At 63.6% G+C, this 17,326-nt stretch carries 21 protein-coding genes; 2 read left to right on the top strand and 19 right to left on the bottom strand.

Going from position 1 to position 17,326, the window contains the following annotated elements:
* The first annotated feature begins 116 nt into the window (after window positions 1-116).
* Both MU516_RS05910 and MU516_RS05915 read left to right on the top strand, forming a co-directional pair.
* Window positions 117-452, top strand: coding sequence for a DUF952 domain-containing protein (locus tag MU516_RS05910; protein WP_260276305.1), 336 nt, complete (start codon window positions 117-119; stop codon window positions 450-452).
* Complete coding sequence (locus tag MU516_RS05915) at window positions 449-1,507, top strand: quinone-dependent dihydroorotate dehydrogenase (protein WP_260276306.1); 1,059 nt, start codon at window positions 449-451, stop codon at window positions 1,505-1,507. Before MU516_RS05910 ends, MU516_RS05915 begins: the two co-directional genes overlap by 4 nt.
* Here the strand turns inward: MU516_RS05915 and cysE are convergent.
* From cysE to MU516_RS06010, 19 genes are all read right to left on the bottom strand, one after another.
* Entirely contained in the window at window positions 1,504-2,334 is an 831-nt protein-coding gene (cysE, locus tag MU516_RS05920; RefSeq protein ID WP_260276307.1) for a serine O-acetyltransferase, read from the bottom strand. The two genes, MU516_RS05915 and cysE, sit on opposite strands and share 4 nt — an antisense overlap.
* A gap of 77 nt (window positions 2,335-2,411) precedes the next feature.
* The gene (locus MU516_RS05925; RefSeq protein ID WP_260276308.1) at window positions 2,412-3,143 is read right to left on the bottom strand and encodes a DUF2793 domain-containing protein; all 732 of its coding nucleotides are present in this window, start codon (window positions 3,141-3,143) and stop codon (window positions 2,412-2,414) included.
* Window positions 3,112-6,996, bottom strand: a complete 3,885-nt coding sequence (locus tag MU516_RS05930) for a baseplate multidomain protein megatron (RefSeq protein ID WP_260276309.1) — start codon at window positions 6,994-6,996, stop codon at window positions 3,112-3,114. Before MU516_RS05930 ends, MU516_RS05925 begins: the two co-directional genes overlap by 32 nt.
* Before the next feature lie 22 nt (window positions 6,997-7,018).
* Window positions 7,019-7,453: a C40 family peptidase gene (locus MU516_RS05935; protein WP_260276310.1), complete on the bottom strand. Its 435-nt coding sequence runs from the start codon at window positions 7,451-7,453 to the stop codon at window positions 7,019-7,021.
* Complete coding sequence (locus tag MU516_RS05940; protein ID WP_260276311.1) at window positions 7,446-8,279, bottom strand: DUF2163 domain-containing protein; 834 nt, start codon at window positions 8,277-8,279, stop codon at window positions 7,446-7,448. Before MU516_RS05940 ends, MU516_RS05935 begins: the two co-directional genes overlap by 8 nt.
* The gene (locus tag MU516_RS05945; protein ID WP_260276312.1) at window positions 8,276-8,908 is read right to left on the bottom strand and encodes a DUF2460 domain-containing protein; all 633 of its coding nucleotides are present in this window, start codon (window positions 8,906-8,908) and stop codon (window positions 8,276-8,278) included. The genes MU516_RS05940 and MU516_RS05945 overlap by 4 nt, the downstream gene beginning before the upstream one ends.
* 16 nt (window positions 8,909-8,924) lie before the next feature.
* Window positions 8,925-9,581, bottom strand: a complete 657-nt coding sequence (locus MU516_RS05950) for a phage tail tape measure protein (RefSeq protein ID WP_425606812.1) — start codon at window positions 9,579-9,581, stop codon at window positions 8,925-8,927.
* An 18-nt stretch (window positions 9,582-9,599) separates the two neighbouring features.
* On the bottom strand, window positions 9,600-9,836 hold the full coding sequence (locus tag MU516_RS05955; RefSeq protein WP_260276313.1) for a rcc01693 family protein: 237 nt from the start codon (window positions 9,834-9,836) through the stop codon (window positions 9,600-9,602).
* Window positions 9,833-10,147 (bottom strand): gene transfer agent family protein, encoded by a 315-nt coding sequence (locus MU516_RS05960; protein WP_260276314.1) that lies wholly within the window; start codon window positions 10,145-10,147, stop codon window positions 9,833-9,835. Before MU516_RS05960 ends, MU516_RS05955 begins: the two co-directional genes overlap by 4 nt.
* Window positions 10,147-10,560 (bottom strand): phage major tail protein, TP901-1 family, encoded by a 414-nt coding sequence (locus MU516_RS05965; protein WP_260276315.1) that lies wholly within the window; start codon window positions 10,558-10,560, stop codon window positions 10,147-10,149. The genes MU516_RS05960 and MU516_RS05965 overlap by 1 nt, the downstream gene beginning before the upstream one ends.
* Window positions 10,561-10,572: 12 nt before the next feature.
* Window positions 10,573-10,992: a DUF3168 domain-containing protein gene (locus MU516_RS05970; protein WP_260276316.1), complete on the bottom strand. Its 420-nt coding sequence runs from the start codon at window positions 10,990-10,992 to the stop codon at window positions 10,573-10,575.
* The gene (locus MU516_RS05975; protein WP_260276317.1) at window positions 10,989-11,327 is read right to left on the bottom strand and encodes a head-tail adaptor protein; all 339 of its coding nucleotides are present in this window, start codon (window positions 11,325-11,327) and stop codon (window positions 10,989-10,991) included. Before MU516_RS05975 ends, MU516_RS05970 begins: the two co-directional genes overlap by 4 nt.
* Window positions 11,327-11,941, bottom strand: coding sequence for a head-tail connector protein (locus tag MU516_RS05980; protein ID WP_260276318.1), 615 nt, complete (start codon window positions 11,939-11,941; stop codon window positions 11,327-11,329). The genes MU516_RS05975 and MU516_RS05980 overlap by 1 nt, the downstream gene beginning before the upstream one ends.
* A 190-nt stretch (window positions 11,942-12,131) precedes the next feature.
* On the bottom strand, window positions 12,132-13,295 hold the full coding sequence (locus tag MU516_RS05985; RefSeq protein ID WP_260276319.1) for a phage major capsid protein: 1,164 nt from the start codon (window positions 13,293-13,295) through the stop codon (window positions 12,132-12,134).
* A gap of 108 nt (window positions 13,296-13,403) precedes the next feature.
* Complete coding sequence (locus tag MU516_RS05990; RefSeq protein ID WP_260276320.1) at window positions 13,404-13,934, bottom strand: HK97 family phage prohead protease; 531 nt, start codon at window positions 13,932-13,934, stop codon at window positions 13,404-13,406.
* A gap of 4 nt (window positions 13,935-13,938) precedes the next feature.
* Window positions 13,939-14,172, bottom strand: a complete 234-nt coding sequence (locus MU516_RS05995) for a GTA head formation protein, RCAP_rcc01685 family (RefSeq protein ID WP_209056887.1) — start codon at window positions 14,170-14,172, stop codon at window positions 13,939-13,941.
* A gap of 4 nt (window positions 14,173-14,176) precedes the next feature.
* Window positions 14,177-15,361: a phage portal protein gene (locus tag MU516_RS06000; RefSeq protein WP_260276321.1), complete on the bottom strand. Its 1,185-nt coding sequence runs from the start codon at window positions 15,359-15,361 to the stop codon at window positions 14,177-14,179.
* A gap of 107 nt (window positions 15,362-15,468) precedes the next feature.
* Window positions 15,469-16,815, bottom strand: coding sequence for a DNA-packaging protein (locus MU516_RS06005; RefSeq protein WP_260276322.1), 1,347 nt, complete (start codon window positions 16,813-16,815; stop codon window positions 15,469-15,471).
* Complete coding sequence (locus MU516_RS06010; RefSeq protein WP_260276323.1) at window positions 16,766-17,185, bottom strand: permease; 420 nt, start codon at window positions 17,183-17,185, stop codon at window positions 16,766-16,768. The genes MU516_RS06005 and MU516_RS06010 overlap by 50 nt, the downstream gene beginning before the upstream one ends.
* Window positions 17,186-17,326: the final 141 nt, after the last annotated feature.

A 17,326-nucleotide genomic window follows, 5' to 3' on the forward strand; every position in this document is an offset into this window, starting at 1 on the left:
TTCAGGCACGGTCAATCTTCTCGGCAGCTTCGCCTAGTCGATTGACTTGGTCAAACCTTCTGTTCTGGATCGATTGTGCCCTTGACCGTGATGCCGCCAGCACGGCAAATGCCGCCATGCTGATCTACAAGATTTTTCGTGCGCAGGAATGGAGCGAGATGCAGGCGAAGGGGCACAGCGATGGCGCGCCTGTCGATCTAGCCGACGGGTTCGTGCATCTCTCAACCGCATTGCAATTGCAGGGCACACTTGCAAAGCACTTTGCGGGCGAAGAAGACCTGACGCTGTTGGCCTGCGATACAGAAACGATGGAAGACGCGCTTCGATGGGAGCCATCGCGCGGCGGCGCAATGTTCCCCCACCTATATCGCCCTTTGCGGATGGCCGATATCCGCTGGACGCGCAGGATCCAGTTGACCGGCAACGGCCACCAGACCGGACCGCTGGCATGAATATGATTGAAAAGCTGGGTCTTGCCGCATTGCATCGGGTCAATCCCGAAGTCGCGCATGACATGTCGATACGCGCGCTGGCGGCCGGCCTCGTCCCATTGCCAGGCGGGCCGGTGACATCCGACCGGCTGCGACTTGATCTGGCAGGTTTGCATCTTGCCAACCCCGTGGGTCTGGCCGCGGGCTATGACAAGAACGCGCGGGCCTTGTCATCGCTGATGCGTGCAGGTTTCGGCTTCATTGAGTTGGGGGCGGCGACTCCGCGTCCACAGCCGGGAAATCCGAAGCCACGACTGTTCCGCCTTCGCCAGGAGCGCGCGATCATCAACCGCTTCGGCTTCAACAACGACGGTGCCGAAGCGATTACCGCCCGCCTTGGCGTACGCGATCACATCATTCCCGTGGGACTGAATATCGGCGCGAACAAGGACAGCGCCGACCGCAGCGCCGATTTCGAAGAAGTCGTTCGTGTGGCCGGGACTGCGTCGGATTTTCTGACGGTGAATGTGTCATCACCAAATACCGAAAGGCTGCGTGACTTGCAGGGCGCCGACGCTTTGGCGGCGCTTCTGGACCGGGTGATCTTGGCACGCGACGCGCTGCCAAACCGGCGACCGGTCTTTGTCAAGATTGCGCCGGATCTGGACGACAAGGCACTGGCGGATATCGCGGCAGTCGCCCGTCAGGCGCAGGTAGACGGAATCATTGCGACGAACACGACATTGTCTCGTGACGGCGTGCAAAACGGACAGAAGTCCGAGACCGGCGGGCTGTCAGGCGCCCCCCTGTTCCAGCGTGCGACACATGTTATTGCAAAGCTCCACCGCGAGACGAAAGGAGAGATCCCTCTGATCGGCGTCGGTGGGATCGGCTCGATCGATCAGGCATGGGAAAAGCTGCGCGCAGGCGCCACCGCGATCCAGCTGTATTCGGCCCTGATCTATCAGGGTTTTTCGCTTGTCCCGGAGATCGCCAAAGGACTGGACGCCCGGCTTGCGCAGGAGAACATGACACTGGCCGAAGTTACGGGCAGCGGCGTCAGCGACTGGGTCTAGAAATACTCTTCGATACCCAGCAGCTGATTCATGCTGTGCGAGGGTTCAGGGCATCCGGCGTCTCCAATAACCCGCGCCGGAACGCCGGCCACCGTCTTGCAGCAAGGCACATCGTGCAGCACGACCGAACCGGCGGCGATCCGCGAATGGTGCCCGATCCGGATGTTCCCAAGCACTTTAGCGCCTGCCCCGATCATCACGCCATCGCCGATCTTCGGATGCCGGTCACCGTCTTCCTTGCCGGTTCCGCCAAGGGTGACGGAATGCAGCATCGACACGTCGTTCCCTACTGTAGCTGTTTCGCCAATAACGATGGAATGCGCATGGTCGATCATCACGCCCGTGCCAATCTTCGCCGCCGGATGAATATCCACGCCGAAACACTCCGAGCATCGCATCTGTACGAAATAAGCCATGTCGCGGCGATCCTGCTGCCACAGCCAATGCCCCATGCGATAAGCCTGAAGCGCCTGATATCCCTTGAAGAACAGGATGGGCTGGATCAATCGGTGCGTCGCGGGGTCGCGGTCATAAACAGCCATCAGATCCGCGCGCGCCGCCTCGGCCAATTCGGGCGAAGCCGCGTAGGCATGATCAGCAAGTTCGCGCAGGATCTGCTCGCTCATCTCTCCAGATGCCAGTTTCAGAGAAAAGCGATAGGCCAACGCGGCCTCTAGGCTGTGGTGATGCAGCAACCCAGCATGGATCAGCGACCCCAGCAAAGGCTCTCCGCGCACCGCCTCGGTCGCCTCATCACGAATCTGCGCCCAAATCGCATCGCGATCCAGGCTCAGTGCGTTGGCGTTGCTGCTATCTTGCATGTTCATCAGAACCATCCGCGACTTTCCCATACTTTCCTAACGCAGTTTGTCAGGCGGGAAAAGCCGCGGATGGGCGGCATGCTTCAATCTGGAAGGCGCAATTCCAGCCAGTGGACTGCAAGCTTGATGCGTCCGCCGGAAAACTGACCGCCCTCTGCGGTCATCAGCAGGTTCGCATCGTCGTAGTAAGCCATGGGCGAGCCAAGCAAGCCGCGAGCCCAGGAATCCATCGATTTGCCCAGCCCTTGCCCGAAGCGGTCATCGGCACCCAAGTTACCAAGCCGCCAACTGGACAAGCTGCCGGTCAAGGCCTGTGTCACCCGCGCGGTTGCACCAATCACCATTACGCCTGCGGGAATCGTTAGGCCGGTGTCGAATACCGCACCGGAAGAGACCGAAACATTGGCCTCTGCAATGCCGGTCAGCAATCCTGCGCCGGACTGGCCCAAGGTCACAGCTCCATTGACCCATCGTGTCCCGTCATGGATCGCACAGATGCCATGATCCACAATAAACGCGCGCATGCCAGGACCGGCCGGAACGAACACCCATCCTCCATTGGACCCGATCGCGATGCGACCCGACTGGCCAGCCCAAGCACCACTTGGATTAGCAGGGACGCCCCAGCACTGACCATCGATCACCTGCGAAGGGGGGATCGCGGTTGCGACGCTTTGCAGAGTCAGATTCACCAGCCCGTCAAGCCGCATCAGGGCCTCGTTGACCGTGACATGTTTCTGGGCCTGTGCAGGTTGAAGCAACGGCATCTCCAGCCGCTGGGTTTCATTCGTCGGCATTGAATATCCTCCTGACAAACGGTCCGATCCCGTATTGGTCTGACAACTGTGCAACCTCGACCAAATAGGCGCCTCCGCCGTTGATCGCCTGCCAGATATCGATTGGGATGACATATTCCGGTGCGCCCAGTTGCACCTCATGCAGAGTCGCGCCGAACTGGATCACGCGCAGCAAATAGGATTCGCGCGTTTCATTCAGCGGGACATCGGGTCCATCCCAACTATCGCCATCGAAACGGGTGCGGCGAATCCAGCTGACCCGACGCCCAACTGATCGAAGATGGCACGGCGCATACGGTCTCAGCCCGGCGCCGCGGATCTCAGTCGTCAACGTACGATAGCTGGAATCGTCGGGCGAACGCGATGCCGGACCAATTCTCCAGAATCGCTCTTGTCCGCGGGCGCTGGGTGGCAGTACCACCTGCTTCGGCGCGCCATCCAGCAACACGATCATGCTACCTGCCGGCCATGCCTCAGGCATCATGGAATCCGTGCCCGCCTGCCCACGCAACCGCGAGCTGATTTCCCAAACCCCGTTGCCGAGGGGTTGGGCGCTTGCGAACTGAATGATTTCCCAGTTGCCTGACGTCCCGTCCCCGATCGCCATGACGTTCGCACCAGCCAGCAGGGCGCGCTGCGTGACTGATCGTAAATCGTCAGACTTCAGCTGAATTCGCAGCGCGTTTCCTCGGTCGAACAATCCCGGCTTTGCCCATGGCAACGCATTTTTGGTCAGTCCGATCACAGCGCGGCGATTCAACGTAAGGTTCAGATTATACCCCCCTTCGGGTTCGGCCGAGACATAGGCTGCGACAGTGCCCGGCCACGGTTTCGCTGTGGCCGCCAGATAGGGTGCATGCGGCACCTCATCGCCGCGCAGCAGCGGCAGGTCCAGAAACAGCGGCATCACCGGCATCGGCGGAACATAGCGGCGGATCGACGGCTCGCCCTCATTGGTCAGCGCTGGTCGATAGACACCGGGATCCACCCGCACGGCGTCCACCGTAGTAGCGCCGGCGCGTTCGACGCGATCGATCCGCCATCGGCTGGTCTCGATGCCGTCGCAGTGCAGCCGAACGACGTCGCCCGGTCCCAGGCGACCTTGCGAAGGTGGCAACGCGAAACGCGCTGTGTCACGCGACACCGTCGCTTCGACCAGCCATCTCTCGGCTATCGCCCTTCCCTCGGCACGCGTCAGCACCAACGGAAATTCGCTGTCGGTCACGGACTCTTGGTCAGCATCCGGAAGACTGGTCTCTGCCGTTGCAACAGAGTAGTCGGCACCAGCCTCGACATGCATCAAACGCAGGCGTCCGGCAATCTCCGGTTCGGCTGCGCGTACCGTTTCCAGCCCACTGACGTCGTCAGAAATTGCCAAATGGTCGGCCCCGATATCGGCCTTGGCCATCCCGTCGCGCTTGATAAAGCGCAACACAGCGTCACGCTCGATCGCATCGAACCCAAGGGCAAGCATCAAGGGTTGCAACGCGGCGCGACCGCTTTGGCCGCCCTGCAGCGCAAAACCGCGAACGACACCCGACAAACCCGAAACGTCGAAGGATTGAACCCCTGAGAACCTGCAGATGTCAGCGACGACAGCGCTCAGCATGACGGCCCCGGCCCTGCCGTTCAACCAATGCCCACGTTCCCAGGCAGGGCCGTCCGACCACAAGTCTGCGCGTGCCGGAAATGCAGGATATGGACGCGCATCCCAACACCAGACGTGCGCGCGTGCAAGATCCAGCATGGCCCCGCCGTCGTCGTTGACCGGATTGTTCCCCGGGACGGACCAGTAGGCGGCGACCGCATGAACATAAGCCGCCTGGATAGCGTCGTCACGCTGACCGGTTGAGTAATACGGCAGCACGCTTTCCGAACTCATTGCATCCAGAAACTTGTTTGGCTGGTTCGTGGCCTTGTCCAATGCCGCGCAGCCGTATTCTGTGAACCATATCGGCTTGGAACCTGGAACCCATCCGGTCGCCTCGCGCGATCGCACGCCTTCCGGGCGGTCGAAGTGCAGGTTTTGCCACCAGCTTGCCACGTCCTTGTAGCGCCATACCCATGCTTCGTCATACTGACCATCGGTGATCGGCGTGCGGATCTGGGCATCGCGGTCAGCCTCACTGGCATAGTACCAGTCATACCCCTCGCCACCGCAGACATTGGCTTGAAGATAGTCGGGGTTGTCGATGCGACCCCAATGCGCGTCCAGATGATCCTCGCCATCCCGCCAGTCCGACAACGGCATGTAGTTGTCGATGCCGATGAAGTCGATATTCTCATCCGACCACAGCGGATCCAGATGGAAGAACAGTTCACCGTTTCCTGGATGATGGCCGAAATATTCGGACCAGTCCGCCGCATATCCGATCTTCACATCCGGACCCAGAATCGCGCGCACATCCGATGCCAGCCGCCTGAGTTGTGCGACGGCGGGATAGCTGTTTTGCGGTCCGCGAATCTGCGTCATGCCGACCATCTCGGAACCGATCAGGAACGCGTCTATGCCGCCCGCTGCTGCGCAGAGATGTGCATAGTGCAGGATAAACCTGCGATAGGACCATTCGTCAGGTCCGTGATAGGCGATGATTTCACCGGAACGGGAAAAATCATCCGCCTCGGCCTCTCCAAAAAATGACGCGACCTGATCGACCGCAGCCTGTGTGAGATCGGAAGAACCGGACCTTCCGGGTGCCAACGGCGTCGTGATCCGCCCTCGCCATGGCATGACCGGCTGCTCTGCACCACCATACGGATCGGAAAGACCGTTCCCGGCCAACTGCTCCATAAGGATGAAAGGATAGAAGACCGCTCGTCGTCCGCTTTCCTCGATCGCGCGCAAGGCCTCGATCACCGAACTATCGCACGGCGTGCCGCCATAGATCGGTCGTCCATCGACCCGCGACACCTCTTGCGCTTGACCGCGCGCGATTCCCCCCGCGCGCCACGGCATCTCGCTGCCTTCGGCATCGACCTGTTCAACCTTGGGGCACAGGCTGCAGCGATCAATGCGAAGATCGTCGCCGAACCACGACACGACTAGAGACACTGACCCGACATTCGGAAGTTCGCGCCCCATCACATCCATGGAAGCACTGAAATCGGTCCCGCCCATCGGCGTATTGACATTGACCGAACGCGTCTCGCCTAGACCAAGATCTTCAGTGACCGCCGTGGTCGCCAGCGAATATTCTCCGGTTCCCGGAATCAGCGCCACCGCGCGCACCTCGCTGCACAGGCCGCTGCCGTCCTGGGCCGGGCAGGTCACTTCGAAGCTCAACTGCGGCATACGGTTGCCCCAGCGCTCAAGGCTCAGATCCTCAAGGACCACATAAGCCACGCCGCGATAGGCAGGGGCGTTTTCGCCCTCATGGGCCGAGATGGCCGGATCGGGCATCTGCGCTTCGGTGCCCCGATAGGCCCGCATGTTCAATTCAGAAGCCGAGACCTCCTCGCCATCAGCCCAAACACGCCCGACCCCAAGAATATGCCCTTCGCAAAGCGCCAGCGCCACCGACAGCCGATAGCTTATCTGCGTCACCTTGGGTTGCGGAGCGCCCTTGCCGCCACCGCCTTCGCTACTGCGGATCTCGGCCAGGGGCGAGGACCAGATAACATGGCCCGGCACCCGCATCTGCCCCCAGATACGCGGGATCGGCGCGCCCTCGCCCGCTGTCTGCAACCTCAGCCGGTCGATCCGGCCCGTCTCGACAGCTTTCGAGCCGCCGCCCAGAAGACGCTGGTCAATGGCACGGCCCACACTCGCGCCAATGGCGCGTCCGATGACCGCACCCGACAAGCCCAGAAAGGCACCGCCGAAGCCGCCTCCGATGGATGCACCCACTGCCGACAGCACGATCGTCGCCATTGCGGTCTCCTCAAGTTGTTCATCATGGAAAGCGGAACCTGGCGGCAATCCGTTGCCGCCAGGGACTGGTCAGTTGGCTTTCTATCACGCCGTGATGCGTATAGGCGTCAAGGAACCGCGCCGGATCCTGCGCCACCGAGACGATGCCCAGATGCTTGGCAACCGCACCCTGGCGCATTCGGAACAGCAGGACCTGCCCTTCACAGAAAGGATCTGTCCGCACGATGGGCACTAGATGCCGCGCCGCCCCGGCCAGAAGCGGTTCGTCCGCGCGGAATTCTCCCCAGTCGGGTGTGTATTCGGGCGTCGCCTCGGGCTCGCATCCATAGAGTGATCGCCATATTCCACGGATCAGACCCAGACAGTCTGCACCCGCACCCTGCACGCTGGCCTGATGCACATACGGCGTTCCGATCCAGCCGCGCGCGATCGCCACCACCCTGTCGCCATCACCCATTTCGGCCCTCGGCACCCGGTGCCATCAACCAGTCTTCGCTTGGCAAATGTGGAAAGCCGCGGAAGTTCAGGAAGTTGGCGAACTTCTTCTGGCATGTGTCGGCGCGCTTGTCGCAACCTGTGGTCAGTCGAAGACGGTCGCCCACCCGGGGCAGTATCGCCATCGCCTGCCACAGTTCGATCTCTCGCGCACCGCCCGGCAACGAAATGTCATTCTTGACGACCCCGCCCAAACCCTTCGCGGGACCGTCAAGAACCAGCAAGGATCCGCGTTCGAACCATCCCCTCATGAAATTTCCGAACGACGCAAAGCGCAGGATCCGACCCTCTTCCAGGCCTTCGACAGCGACAGTTCCGCGCCATCTGTCGTCGGCAAGGTCAAGCTTGCAGCACCCATCCCCAAGCCGGGCCGAGCAGCGTGGATGGTAAACCCGGCCCTGCGCTGCATTCAGCGGTTCGGACAACCCCCGCAATTCGGCACGGAAAGAACCGTTTCCTCGCGAAACCTCGCCCAACGATCCGGCAAAGATCAGCGTCCGTGCACGAGGGTCGTTCCAATCGATTTCCCACATCCGCAGCGTCGCGCCGTCCCAAAGCCCGGCCAGCAGGTCACGTTCGGTGATTGCATCATCCGACAACGCGCCTGCAGCCTCAGAATTGTCCACCGACAAGCCTGACCCCTGCACCAGTGCCCGCGCACTCATGCCGTGATCCGGCCGAAACAGGATACCGTCGAATTCAATCCGTGCATCGTGATCGGTGAACCCCAGAACAACGCCATCACGCCTCTGAATGGCCCAGGCCCGACAAATCGTCGTTGTGGTCATATCCGCACCTCGACCACAGGGATCTGCGGGATCTCGCCGGCATGGAACGAGGCGACGGAAACCGCGATCCGATCGGTGTCGAACCTGACGGGAACGTCGTATTCATAGCCTGCAGAGACGCGTGCGCCGGGTTCGGGGGGCACGCGAAACGTGACGACACCGGTGCCGAAATCGACATCATAGTCAATGTCCGGATACCGTTCGACGCCGCCCACACCCGCGCGGACCGTGTCTCGCACCGGCTTTGTGACGGGCCGATGGTATTTCGCCGGTCCCGAAGCATAGGACTTGATCAGCTGGAAGCTGAGGGTGTTGCCGTCGCCCCGTGCGATCTCCTGATCGTCGAAGGCTGGTTCCTTCGACGGAACGCAGCTCTTGAAGTCCGACCAATCCTTCCACCGGAACCCGTGCAACTGTCCAGCCCGTGCCTCGAAAAACGCCACAAGCGCCGCAAGATCGTCCAGCGAACGCAATCCCATTCCGGCGTCAAAGCGGCGGCGCGCATGTGCCCATGGCGTATTGCGTTCCTCGAAACCGCTGGCCAGCGCGACGATCTCGGTTCTCCGTTCCGGCCCCCCGATCGATCCGAACGACAGGTTCGCGGGGAATCTGACCTCATGAAATGCCATTTCTGCCTCCTCGCACTCAGGCGTTGCGATCACCGCGCGCCAGCGCGCGGCCCAATTGCGCCGCGATCTGCGACTGGCTGCGCTGGAAACCTGCGACATCAGGCGTGCTGACATTGACCGTGACATTGACGGGTCTGGCTGCCCCACCCGCCGCCGCTACGCCAAGACGGCCATCCGCGCCACGCCGCAGGGGCATGATCGCCTCGGGGCCAGCCTCGCCCATCAATCCCGTGGCGCCGCGCATCGGAAAATGCGTGGGCTCGGCGACGACCCCCCCCTTAGCGAATGGCATCACACGCCCCTGAACGAAGGCCCCCCCTTGCGCAAAGGGCAGCGCGCCCGACAGCATCCCTGTCACGCCCCCCGCCAAGGATCCTGCCAAGGCACTTTCCACCGGCTTCATCGCGATCGAAAAAACGGTATCCGCGATCTGCCGTCCGATGCCTTTCAGCGCGTCCGAGAGCTTTTGCCCATCGAAGATCAATCCATCAAAGGCCCGACGCAGGCCAGTTTCGATGCCCGAGCTCAAGCTGCCAACCTCGCGCGTGGTAAACATCATCGACTGCCGAAGCCGCGCCAGCTCGGCCTCGAATTCCGCCGCCATCCGGCTGGTCTGGCCAAACCCCTCATCCACCTGGTCCAGCGTGGTTCCGAAACCGTCCTTGTTCGCCATGATGATGGCCCCCGCTTGTCAGTTGTCCTTGTTGCCGGATGGCGCGGTCATCGGCCTGTCCGGATATCGGGCGGCCAATTCGGCCAGCCGATCACGTGTCATTGCCGGGGGTCCGGCCTCGATGCCCAGCATCAGGGCCAATTCTGCCGGTGTCAGAGACCAGAACTGATCCGGTCGCAGACCCAGCCCCCGCAATCCGGCCTGCATCAGGCCGGACCAGTCCAGCCCGGCCTTCGCCCCGTCACTGCGCGTCATGCGTCGATCCGAAATGCGCGTGCCAGCAGCTCGGCAGCGGCGCGCCCCGCCGCGACCGGTCCGCCGCCGATCTCGGTGGTCAGCAAGTCAGCTGCCCGGCCCTGCCATCCGCCGCCCCGTAGCCCGGCCACCAGCACCGACAACACGTCGCGGCTTGAGAAGCGACCGGCCTCGAACCGTTCGGCGACCGCCAGCAGGCTGTCGGCGCCCAGATCATGTTCAAGTTCCGCCAGCGCGCCCAATGTCAGCCGGGCGACATACGGCTGACCGTCCAGCACCACCTCGACCTCGCCACGCAACGGGTTCACCATCACAGCGCCGTAAAGCCAAGCACCCCGGCCGAAGCCATGGTCAGCTCATAGGTCGCCTCGCCATTGTAGCTTCCCGAATATTCCAGCGCCGTGATCTGAAACGGCCCTTCGACTGTGCCGAAATCCGGGATCACCACCTGGAAAAGCGGGACTTCACCGTCGAAGAATGCCTGCCGTGCCCTTGCATCGGTATCGGCGTCGCGAAACACGCCCGATCCCGAGACCGAAGCGCTGCGCATCCCGGCTCCGCCCAGCAATTCGCGCCAGCCCCCCTCGCTTTCCAGCGAAGTGACGTCCACCGTCTCGGCGTTGAAGGACAGGCGGCTTGCGCGCAGCCCGGCCACCGTCTCAAAGGCGCCATCGCCCGTCATGTCCATCTTGATCAGCAGATCGCGTCCGTTCTGTACCGCCATGGGTCCGTCTCCTCAGCCCAGATCAATGCGCGCGCGGAACGTCAGATCGACCCGCCGCGCAGCCCCGTTTTCCACCCGCCGCGCCTTGGCGCGCAGGAACCACAATCCCGCCAGATGCCCGCGTTCCAGCGACATCGCGCCGTTTTCCAGCGCCTCGCTGACAGCCACCGCCGTTGTCTTGACGGCGGCGAAACCTGCGCTGTCATCGGCCCCCGACAACACCGATACGATGAAATCGTGCTGCGACCCGGAAGCGGTCATGTCGCCCGCATCCCGTGTCTCCTCCGGCCCCAGCGACACGAACACGCCGCTTGGCGCATCGACCGGCATCGCATCGAAAATCGCATCGCCCACCAGCGCGGCCAATGCCGTGTCGGCGCGCAGATGCTGATAGACCGCGCCCTGCAGCGCCACCCCGGCCGCATAGCTCATGCGGGTTCCTCCTCTTTCGCGAAGCAGGTCAGCCAAAGACCAGCCGCGTCACGCTCAGCCACCGCCTCGATCCGGAACAGGCGGTCCTGCAATCGCAAGCGCTGTCCCGGCAGGGGTCTGCGTGGGTCGCCCGAAGGCGCGCCACGCACCGTGATCCGCCACGAGACGACGCTTTCGGGGCCGACCTCGGCGAACCTTTCCCGTCCCGAACCCGCGTTCATCTCGGCCCACAGCGTGCCAAGACGCTGCCAGACGACGCGATGCCCGCCCATGCCGTCGGCCTGCCGTTCCGGGGCCTCCAACGCGAGGCGGGTGTTCAACCTCGGCACACTCATCAGCGCATCTCCCGGCTGCCGCGGCCGGCCAGGGTCCGCACCTGGCGCCAGCGCTCGATCAACGCGCTGACCCCAAACGGCATTGCGCCCTTGCTGCCCTCGAAGCTGCGATCCTCATAGTATCTGGCTGCCAGCATCAGCACCGCCTGGGCCAGATCGGCAGGCACCGCCGCCCAGTCCGCGCCGAACCCCGCCGTGAACGTCGCCGTCACACTGCCGCGACGCGGCACATGCGGCAGGATCACCCCGGTCGGCAAGATCATCGGACGTTGGCTGTCGGGCAGCAAACGCCAACTTTCCGGAGCCATCTCTGTGACGGTGCCCGCACCGTCTTCTATCGAGATCCCCTGAACCGAGATCACCGGCGCCAAAGGCAGGGGTTGCCCCAGCCGGTCACGCCAGTCATCCAGCTGCATCCGAAAGCGCCGGGTCAGCAGCACCTTCCCGGTGCGGGCCTCGATGGTGGCAATCGCGGCGCGCAGATACCCCGTCAGCGCCGCAGTCTCGGCGCTGTCTTCGGCGATCTGGAAGCCCGAGCCAAGCCGCAAATGCTCGCGCAGCGCGGCGACCGGCAGCGCCTCCGCCGCCGGCGCCGTTTCCTCAATCAGCATCATGTCGCGAACCTCCCGTCCTGCCGTCCGCCTGGTCGTTCTACGTCGGCGGGCCCCCAGCGGCCCCGCCTGGTTTTCGTATGTGGGAAGGGGCCGCGCCCGCGCGCAGGCCATCAGCGCGCGCGGACAGATGCAAAGCCGGAATGACCCGTGACCCGTGCGCAGCCCCCTCCCTCGCCCGATCCGGAAGGGATCAGGCGAACTGCAGCAGCTTGACGGCACGGAAGTCGGTGACGCCCCCTCCGACGCGCTTGGTCGCATAGAACAGAACATGCGGCTTGGCGCTGAACGGGTCGCGCAGCACGCGCAGGTCAGGACGTTCGACGATCGTATAGGCCGCGCGGAAGTCACCAAAGGCGATCGACAGAGATTCCATCTCGATGTCGGGCATGTCCTCGCTGATCATCACCGGATATCCCAACAGCTGCGGCGCCTGGCCCGCCGACAGCGCATCCGTCCATAGGAAGCGGCCATCGGCATCCTTCATCTTGCGGATGCGCGCGGCGGTCTTGGAGTTCATCACGAAGCTGGCGTTCGAACGATACTCTGCACCCAGAGCATAGATCAGGTCGATCAGCGCATCCGCTGGCGCCTCAGGGTTGAAGTCGCCCAACGCACCGCTGGTGACGATTCCGATCTGACCGTCGGCGGCTGCATCGTTCGCGGCGACCGGATAGGACAGGATGCCGCGCGGCTTGGCGACGCCGTCGCCGATCACGAAGGCGGCAGCCTCGGAACGAGCGAACTTGTCGGCGATCCGCTCGGCCAGCCAGGCCTCGACGTCGAACGCGGCATCATCCAGCAGGCGCTGACTGGCCTTGGGCATCGCTGACAGTTCATGCACCGGAATCGAGATACGCTCGATCCCACCGGTCGCGGTTTCTGTCGAATCCGCCTCGGTGGACCATCCGGCACCCATGTCGCCCTTGTCCACCAGAACCTCGTAGGCCGAGGATTCCACGGCCACGACATTTGCCAGCTTGCGCAGCGACGCGCCCGAACGCAGTACGCTCTGCACCGCTTCCGCGACCCGAGGCGCTGCCAGGAAGCCCCCATCGCTGGCGACCGTCAGGCCTTTCTCTTCGATGACCAGACCGCGCAGCCCGTCATCGTCACCGCTGCGCAGATAGGCATTGAACGCCTTCTGGTGTGGGATCTCAGTTTCGGCGGTGGTCGAAAGGGGCGCACGGCCCCGGATGGCGGTCTTGCGATCAAGCATGTTCATGCGCTCTTCCTGTGCTTGCAGTTTTGTCTGGATATCTTCCCGGAAACCCCTGAGTTCACCGACGAACCCCATCATGGCCCCTTTCAGATCGGCGGACGGATCTCCGCCGTCCGCGGCCTTTGCCTCGGTCATGGTCTTCTCCTCATCGCGATGTGCGGGGCCCACCCGCCCCTGTTGCCGGACCAGCTTGCAGGGCAAGGTCCGAACCCATGGGATGCGCGCTTGCGCGCGGCATCTATTTCACTCGGTCCGCAGCACCTCGGATGCCGCAATGAACAGCGCGGCGATCTCGCGCAGTTCATCCGCCTCCTTGCGACCGACCTTGGCCTCGGGAAGCATGGGGAAGGTCACCAGCGACACTTCCCACAATTCAACTTCGGTCAGCGCGCGCCGGCCCTTCTGGTCGCGTTCGGCCCTGATCGTGCGATAGCCGATCGACAGCCCGTCGATCGCGCCCGCCTGGATCAGCGCAGCCGCCTCGCGGGCCTGCGCCACATCGGGCAGCAATCGCCCCTTGACCCATAGACCCCGTTCGTCCTCGCGAACCTCGTCCCAGACACCGATGGGCCGGGTCGGATCGTGCTGCCACAGCATCCGGACCTTGTCGCCCTTGCCCGTCAGTCGCTTCAGACTGGCCGCGAAGGCGCCCGGCAGCACCGCATCGCCGCCCTGATCGGTCATCCCGAAAAGGCTGGCATAGCCCTCGATCACATGACCTTCGGACAGGATCGGTGCCCCGCCCGCGAATTTCACCTCAAGTCCCGGAACCATTCCCTCAGCCTCCTTTCGGCGCATATTCCAGAATGCCCTGCACCGCCTGTGTCAGGATCACCGCGACGACGCCGTAGACGGTCATCCACAATCGCCTCTCCAGCCCTTCGATCAGCGCCTCGATCCGCTCCAGCCGCTTCTCGACGGTGCCGAACTGCAGCGCCATGATCCGCTCCTGCGCCTCGAACCGCTGATCGTGCCAGCCGAAGGCATCCTTGACGAAACGAGATCCCTCCATCGCCTCACCCATCGGCCAGCGGCGGCAGCCCCAGCAGCGCCCGTTTCTCGGCATCGGTCAGGAAACCGGCCTCGCTGATGCGCTTCCACTGCTGATCGCGTTCATCCGACAAGGCCGGGATCCGGTCGGGATCGGGGCGCAGATCGATCTCGGTGCCAAGATGCTCGGACAGCCACCAGGCGACCGAGGCAGCCACCCGCGTCGCCAACGGCAGCACGGTCAACCGATAGAAGGCCCGGTGCGCCTCGGCATAATTGGCATAGGTCGCATCGCCGGGGATCCCCAGCAGCATCGGCGGCACGCCGAACGCCAAGGCGATCTCGCGCGATGCTGCCATCTTCGTCTGATGGAATTCCATGTCGCTGGGGCTGAACCCCATGGGCTTCCAGTCCAGTCCGCCCTCCAGCAGCATCGGCCTGCCCGCATTCCGCGCGCCCTGGTGGTTCATCTCGATCTCGCCCACCAGCCGGTCATACTGTTCGGGGCTCAGCACGCCCTGCCCATCCGCACCCTTGTAGACGATCGCACCGCTGGGTCGCGCCGCGTTGTCCAGCAACGCCTTGGACCAGGCCGAGGCGCTGTTGTGGACGTCCAACGCCACCGCTGCCGCCTGCATCGGGGACAGACCGTAATGGTCGTCCTGCGGATGAAAGCTTTTCACATGACAGATCGGATCGGGGCTGCCCGTCATGTCAAAACGGTGCTTGCGGCCGCCGACCGCATACTCGAAGGCGACCGGCCAGCCATCCTCGCCCGGCACGATGCTCATCCGGTCTGAACGCAGGACATGCAACTCTTCGGGCAGCCCTGCCACGGACAGTCCGACCGCCTCGACATAACCGTTTCCCGACAGCAGCATCTGCCCGAATAACGCCTCGAACAGCTCGGCGCGTCCCTGCCCCGGATTGGGTCTGCGCAGCAGGTCGATGACCGGATGGGTGTCATAGCGCCGCTCGCGATCCTGGCACACCAGGGGCACCGCAGCCGCGGCCTCGGCAATCAGCTTGACGCAGCGAAAACCCACGGGATTTCCCACGAACCCGCCCCGCGTCAGCGACCCGGTGTCGCGCGCCGACCAGACTGGCCGCCCCGAACCGGTCGCGAACGCCACAACCCGGCCCGTCGCGCTGGCCTTCCTCTCCTGCACGGGAGCGATCTTTTCCTCCCGCGAAAATAAACGAAACGCCATGCTCGCCTCCATGTCCCGGCCATGAAAAAGGGCCGACCCGCAGGCCAGCCCCTTCTTCTTTGCTGAAATTTCCTGGGGGTCCGGGGGTGGAACCCCCGGCACCGTCGTCACAAGCGCCGCATCTGAGGCCGCCGCCATCCCGCGGCCGGTTCGATCATCAGCTCATGGATGGCCCAAACCATCGCATCCAACCGATCAGGCGACCCTCGTCCTTCGAACCCCCGAACCGTCATCTGGCACATCTGGTCCTCCAGCGCCCCAAGACTGCCGCTCCGCACATGCCGGACGCGACCCTGCTCGTACAACGCCGCGACAGGCTCGGCGCGCAGCCCCTTGCCGCGACCGGCCCGCAGCGCCTTGAAGGGCACCAGAGGGTCGATCTGCCGGATCACGCTCTCAACCAGATCACCGCCCTGATTGACCTCGGCCACCAGTTTCTCGGCCCCATGCCGGTCCATGGCGGCAATCGCCGCACGCGCCCAGTCCGTCGGCCCGCCCCTGATCGTCGCATCTTCCAGCACAAAGGCGCGCCAGTCGCGCGGCTCGCCATCGGCCAGAACGCCAGCGACCACGATCCCGCATTCGTCGCTGGCCTTGCTTGCCGTGACCGCCGGATCGACCGCGACCACAACGCGGCTCAGTTTCGGCGCGTGATCCACCCGCGCGCCCTCCAGCATCTGGGTCGTCCACAGCGCGCCTTCCACATCGTCCAGCAGAACCCCGTCCAGTTCCTGCCGTCCCAGTCTCGTTCCGCCGTAACGCGCCTCGACCTCGGCCAGGAAACTTTCGGCCAGATAGGCCCGGTTGGCGTCGGTCGGCGCGTGGGTCGTCACGGTGCTGGCATTGCCAAGTATGCGCTTCAGCACGCCGACATTGCGCGGAGTCGTCGTGACGACCTGCTGCGGATGCCGCCCCAGCCGCAGCGCGAACTGAAGCATGTCCCAGCTGTCCTCCGCCTTCTTCCACTTGGCCAACTCATCGACCCAGGCAGCGTCGAATTGCGGCCCGCGCAGCGCTTCGGGTTCATGCGCAGAGTAGACCGTCGCAGTCGCACCGTTGGCCCAGACCAGCCGGCGTCGCCCGGCCTCCCAGACCGGCCGGCGATCCGGAGGAGAGCAGGCAAGAATGCCGCTCTCGCCCATCACCATCACCTCACGCGCCTGATCGAAGGTCTCTCCGACCAACGCGACGCGATGGCACTTGCCGGGTGCGGCGGCGGTCGGCCCCTCGACCATCCGCCGCACCCACTCCGAGCCTGCGCGGGTCTTGCCCGCACCACGCCCGCCCATGATGACCCAGCTTTTCCAATCGCCTTCCGGCGGCAACTGGTGCGGCAGGGCCCAGAACTCGAACAGCCAAGGCAACGCCATCAGCGCGTTCTCGGACAGGCCACCCAGAAACGCGTCAACTTCCTCCGGCGCGGCGGAGGCAAGCCAGGCGGCGCCCGATCTCATCTCTTGCCGCGTCAAGATCGAGGCTGCCTCCTCCGACCCCGCCGGCGATATCCTTGCGAAGTTTGTCAACCCTGTCCCTTTCCGTCATCATCATGTGGATGGCTTCGCGGACACCCCGCGCCACCTGCGTGGCCTTCTTCAACTCTGCCGGATCGACAGAAGCCGAACTTCCCGCCGCCAGGGCATCCTGATACGCTTCCAGGTCCTTGACGTAAGAGAAGAATAGCCCATCCGCGACGGTGATCGCCTCTTCCGGATCATATCTTCGCCGCGCTTCCCCGACCTGGTCCGCAGGCTTGTCGGTGACGTGCGACGTGGCCACAAACGGCCCTTCGGGATCACCGACCCCGCCCCATTCCATATCGTTCATGCAAACTGTCCCGCCTCGTGTCCTGTCCGCACGAGCCAAGAAATGGAAAAGCGGCCCAAGGGGTCACCCCCCGGCCGCTTGCCCATTTCTCCCAGCATGTATAATTTCTACCCTAGGGCGTTCGGTTAGTCAATCTATAAA

Origin of the sequence: Paracoccus maritimus (assembly GCF_025195095.1) — a bacterium.
Classification (GTDB): Bacteria; Pseudomonadota; Alphaproteobacteria; order Rhodobacterales; family Rhodobacteraceae; genus Paracoccus; species Paracoccus maritimus.

Coding starts and splice junctions, on each gene's coding strand:
- MU516_RS05960 (WP_260276314.1), bottom strand. CDS start 10,147: ATGGTGAACCCGTTGCGTGGCGAGGTCGAGGTGGTGCTGGACGGTCAG.
- MU516_RS05945 (WP_260276312.1), bottom strand. CDS start 8,908: ATGGCATTTCATGAGGTCAGATTCCCCGCGAACCTGTCGTTCGGATCG.
- MU516_RS05910 (WP_260276305.1), top strand. CDS start 117: ATGCTGATCTACAAGATTTTTCGTGCGCAGGAATGGAGCGAGATGCAG.
- MU516_RS05940 (WP_260276311.1), bottom strand. CDS start 8,279: ATGACCACAACGACGATTTGTCGGGCCTGGGCCATTCAGAGGCGTGAT.
- MU516_RS05985 (WP_260276319.1), bottom strand. CDS start 13,295: ATGACCGAGGCAAAGGCCGCGGACGGCGGAGATCCGTCCGCCGATCTG.
- MU516_RS05970 (WP_260276316.1), bottom strand. CDS start 10,992: ATGAGCTATGCGGCCGGGGTGGCGCTGCAGGGCGCGGTCTATCAGCAT.
- MU516_RS05950 (WP_425606812.1), bottom strand. CDS start 9,581: ATGGCGAACAAGGACGGTTTCGGAACCACGCTGGACCAGGTGGATGAG.
- MU516_RS05975 (WP_260276317.1), bottom strand. CDS start 11,327: ATGAGTGTGCCGAGGTTGAACACCCGCCTCGCGTTGGAGGCCCCGGAA.
- MU516_RS05955 (WP_260276313.1), bottom strand. CDS start 9,836: ATGACGCGCAGTGACGGGGCGAAGGCCGGGCTGGACTGGTCCGGCCTG.
- MU516_RS05995 (WP_209056887.1), bottom strand. CDS start 14,172: ATGGAGGGATCTCGTTTCGTCAAGGATGCCTTCGGCTGGCACGATCAG.
- MU516_RS06005 (WP_260276322.1), bottom strand. CDS start 16,815: ATGAGATCGGGCGCCGCCTGGCTTGCCTCCGCCGCGCCGGAGGAAGTT.
- MU516_RS06000 (WP_260276321.1), bottom strand. CDS start 15,361: ATGGCGTTTCGTTTATTTTCGCGGGAGGAAAAGATCGCTCCCGTGCAG.
- MU516_RS05915 (WP_260276306.1), top strand. CDS start 449: ATGAATATGATTGAAAAGCTGGGTCTTGCCGCATTGCATCGGGTCAAT.
- cysE (WP_260276307.1), bottom strand. CDS start 2,334: ATGAACATGCAAGATAGCAGCAACGCCAACGCACTGAGCCTGGATCGC.
- MU516_RS05990 (WP_260276320.1), bottom strand. CDS start 13,934: ATGGTTCCGGGACTTGAGGTGAAATTCGCGGGCGGGGCACCGATCCTG.
- MU516_RS06010 (WP_260276323.1), bottom strand. CDS start 17,185: ATGAACGATATGGAATGGGGCGGGGTCGGTGATCCCGAAGGGCCGTTT.
- MU516_RS05935 (WP_260276310.1), bottom strand. CDS start 7,453: ATGGGTGATGGCGACAGGGTGGTGGCGATCGCGCGCGGCTGGATCGGA.
- MU516_RS05980 (WP_260276318.1), bottom strand. CDS start 11,941: ATGATGCTGATTGAGGAAACGGCGCCGGCGGCGGAGGCGCTGCCGGTC.
- MU516_RS05965 (WP_260276315.1), bottom strand. CDS start 10,560: ATGGCGGTACAGAACGGACGCGATCTGCTGATCAAGATGGACATGACG.
- MU516_RS05930 (WP_260276309.1), bottom strand. CDS start 6,996: ATGGCGACGATCGTGCTGTCGGCAGTGGGTGCATCCATCGGAGGCGGC.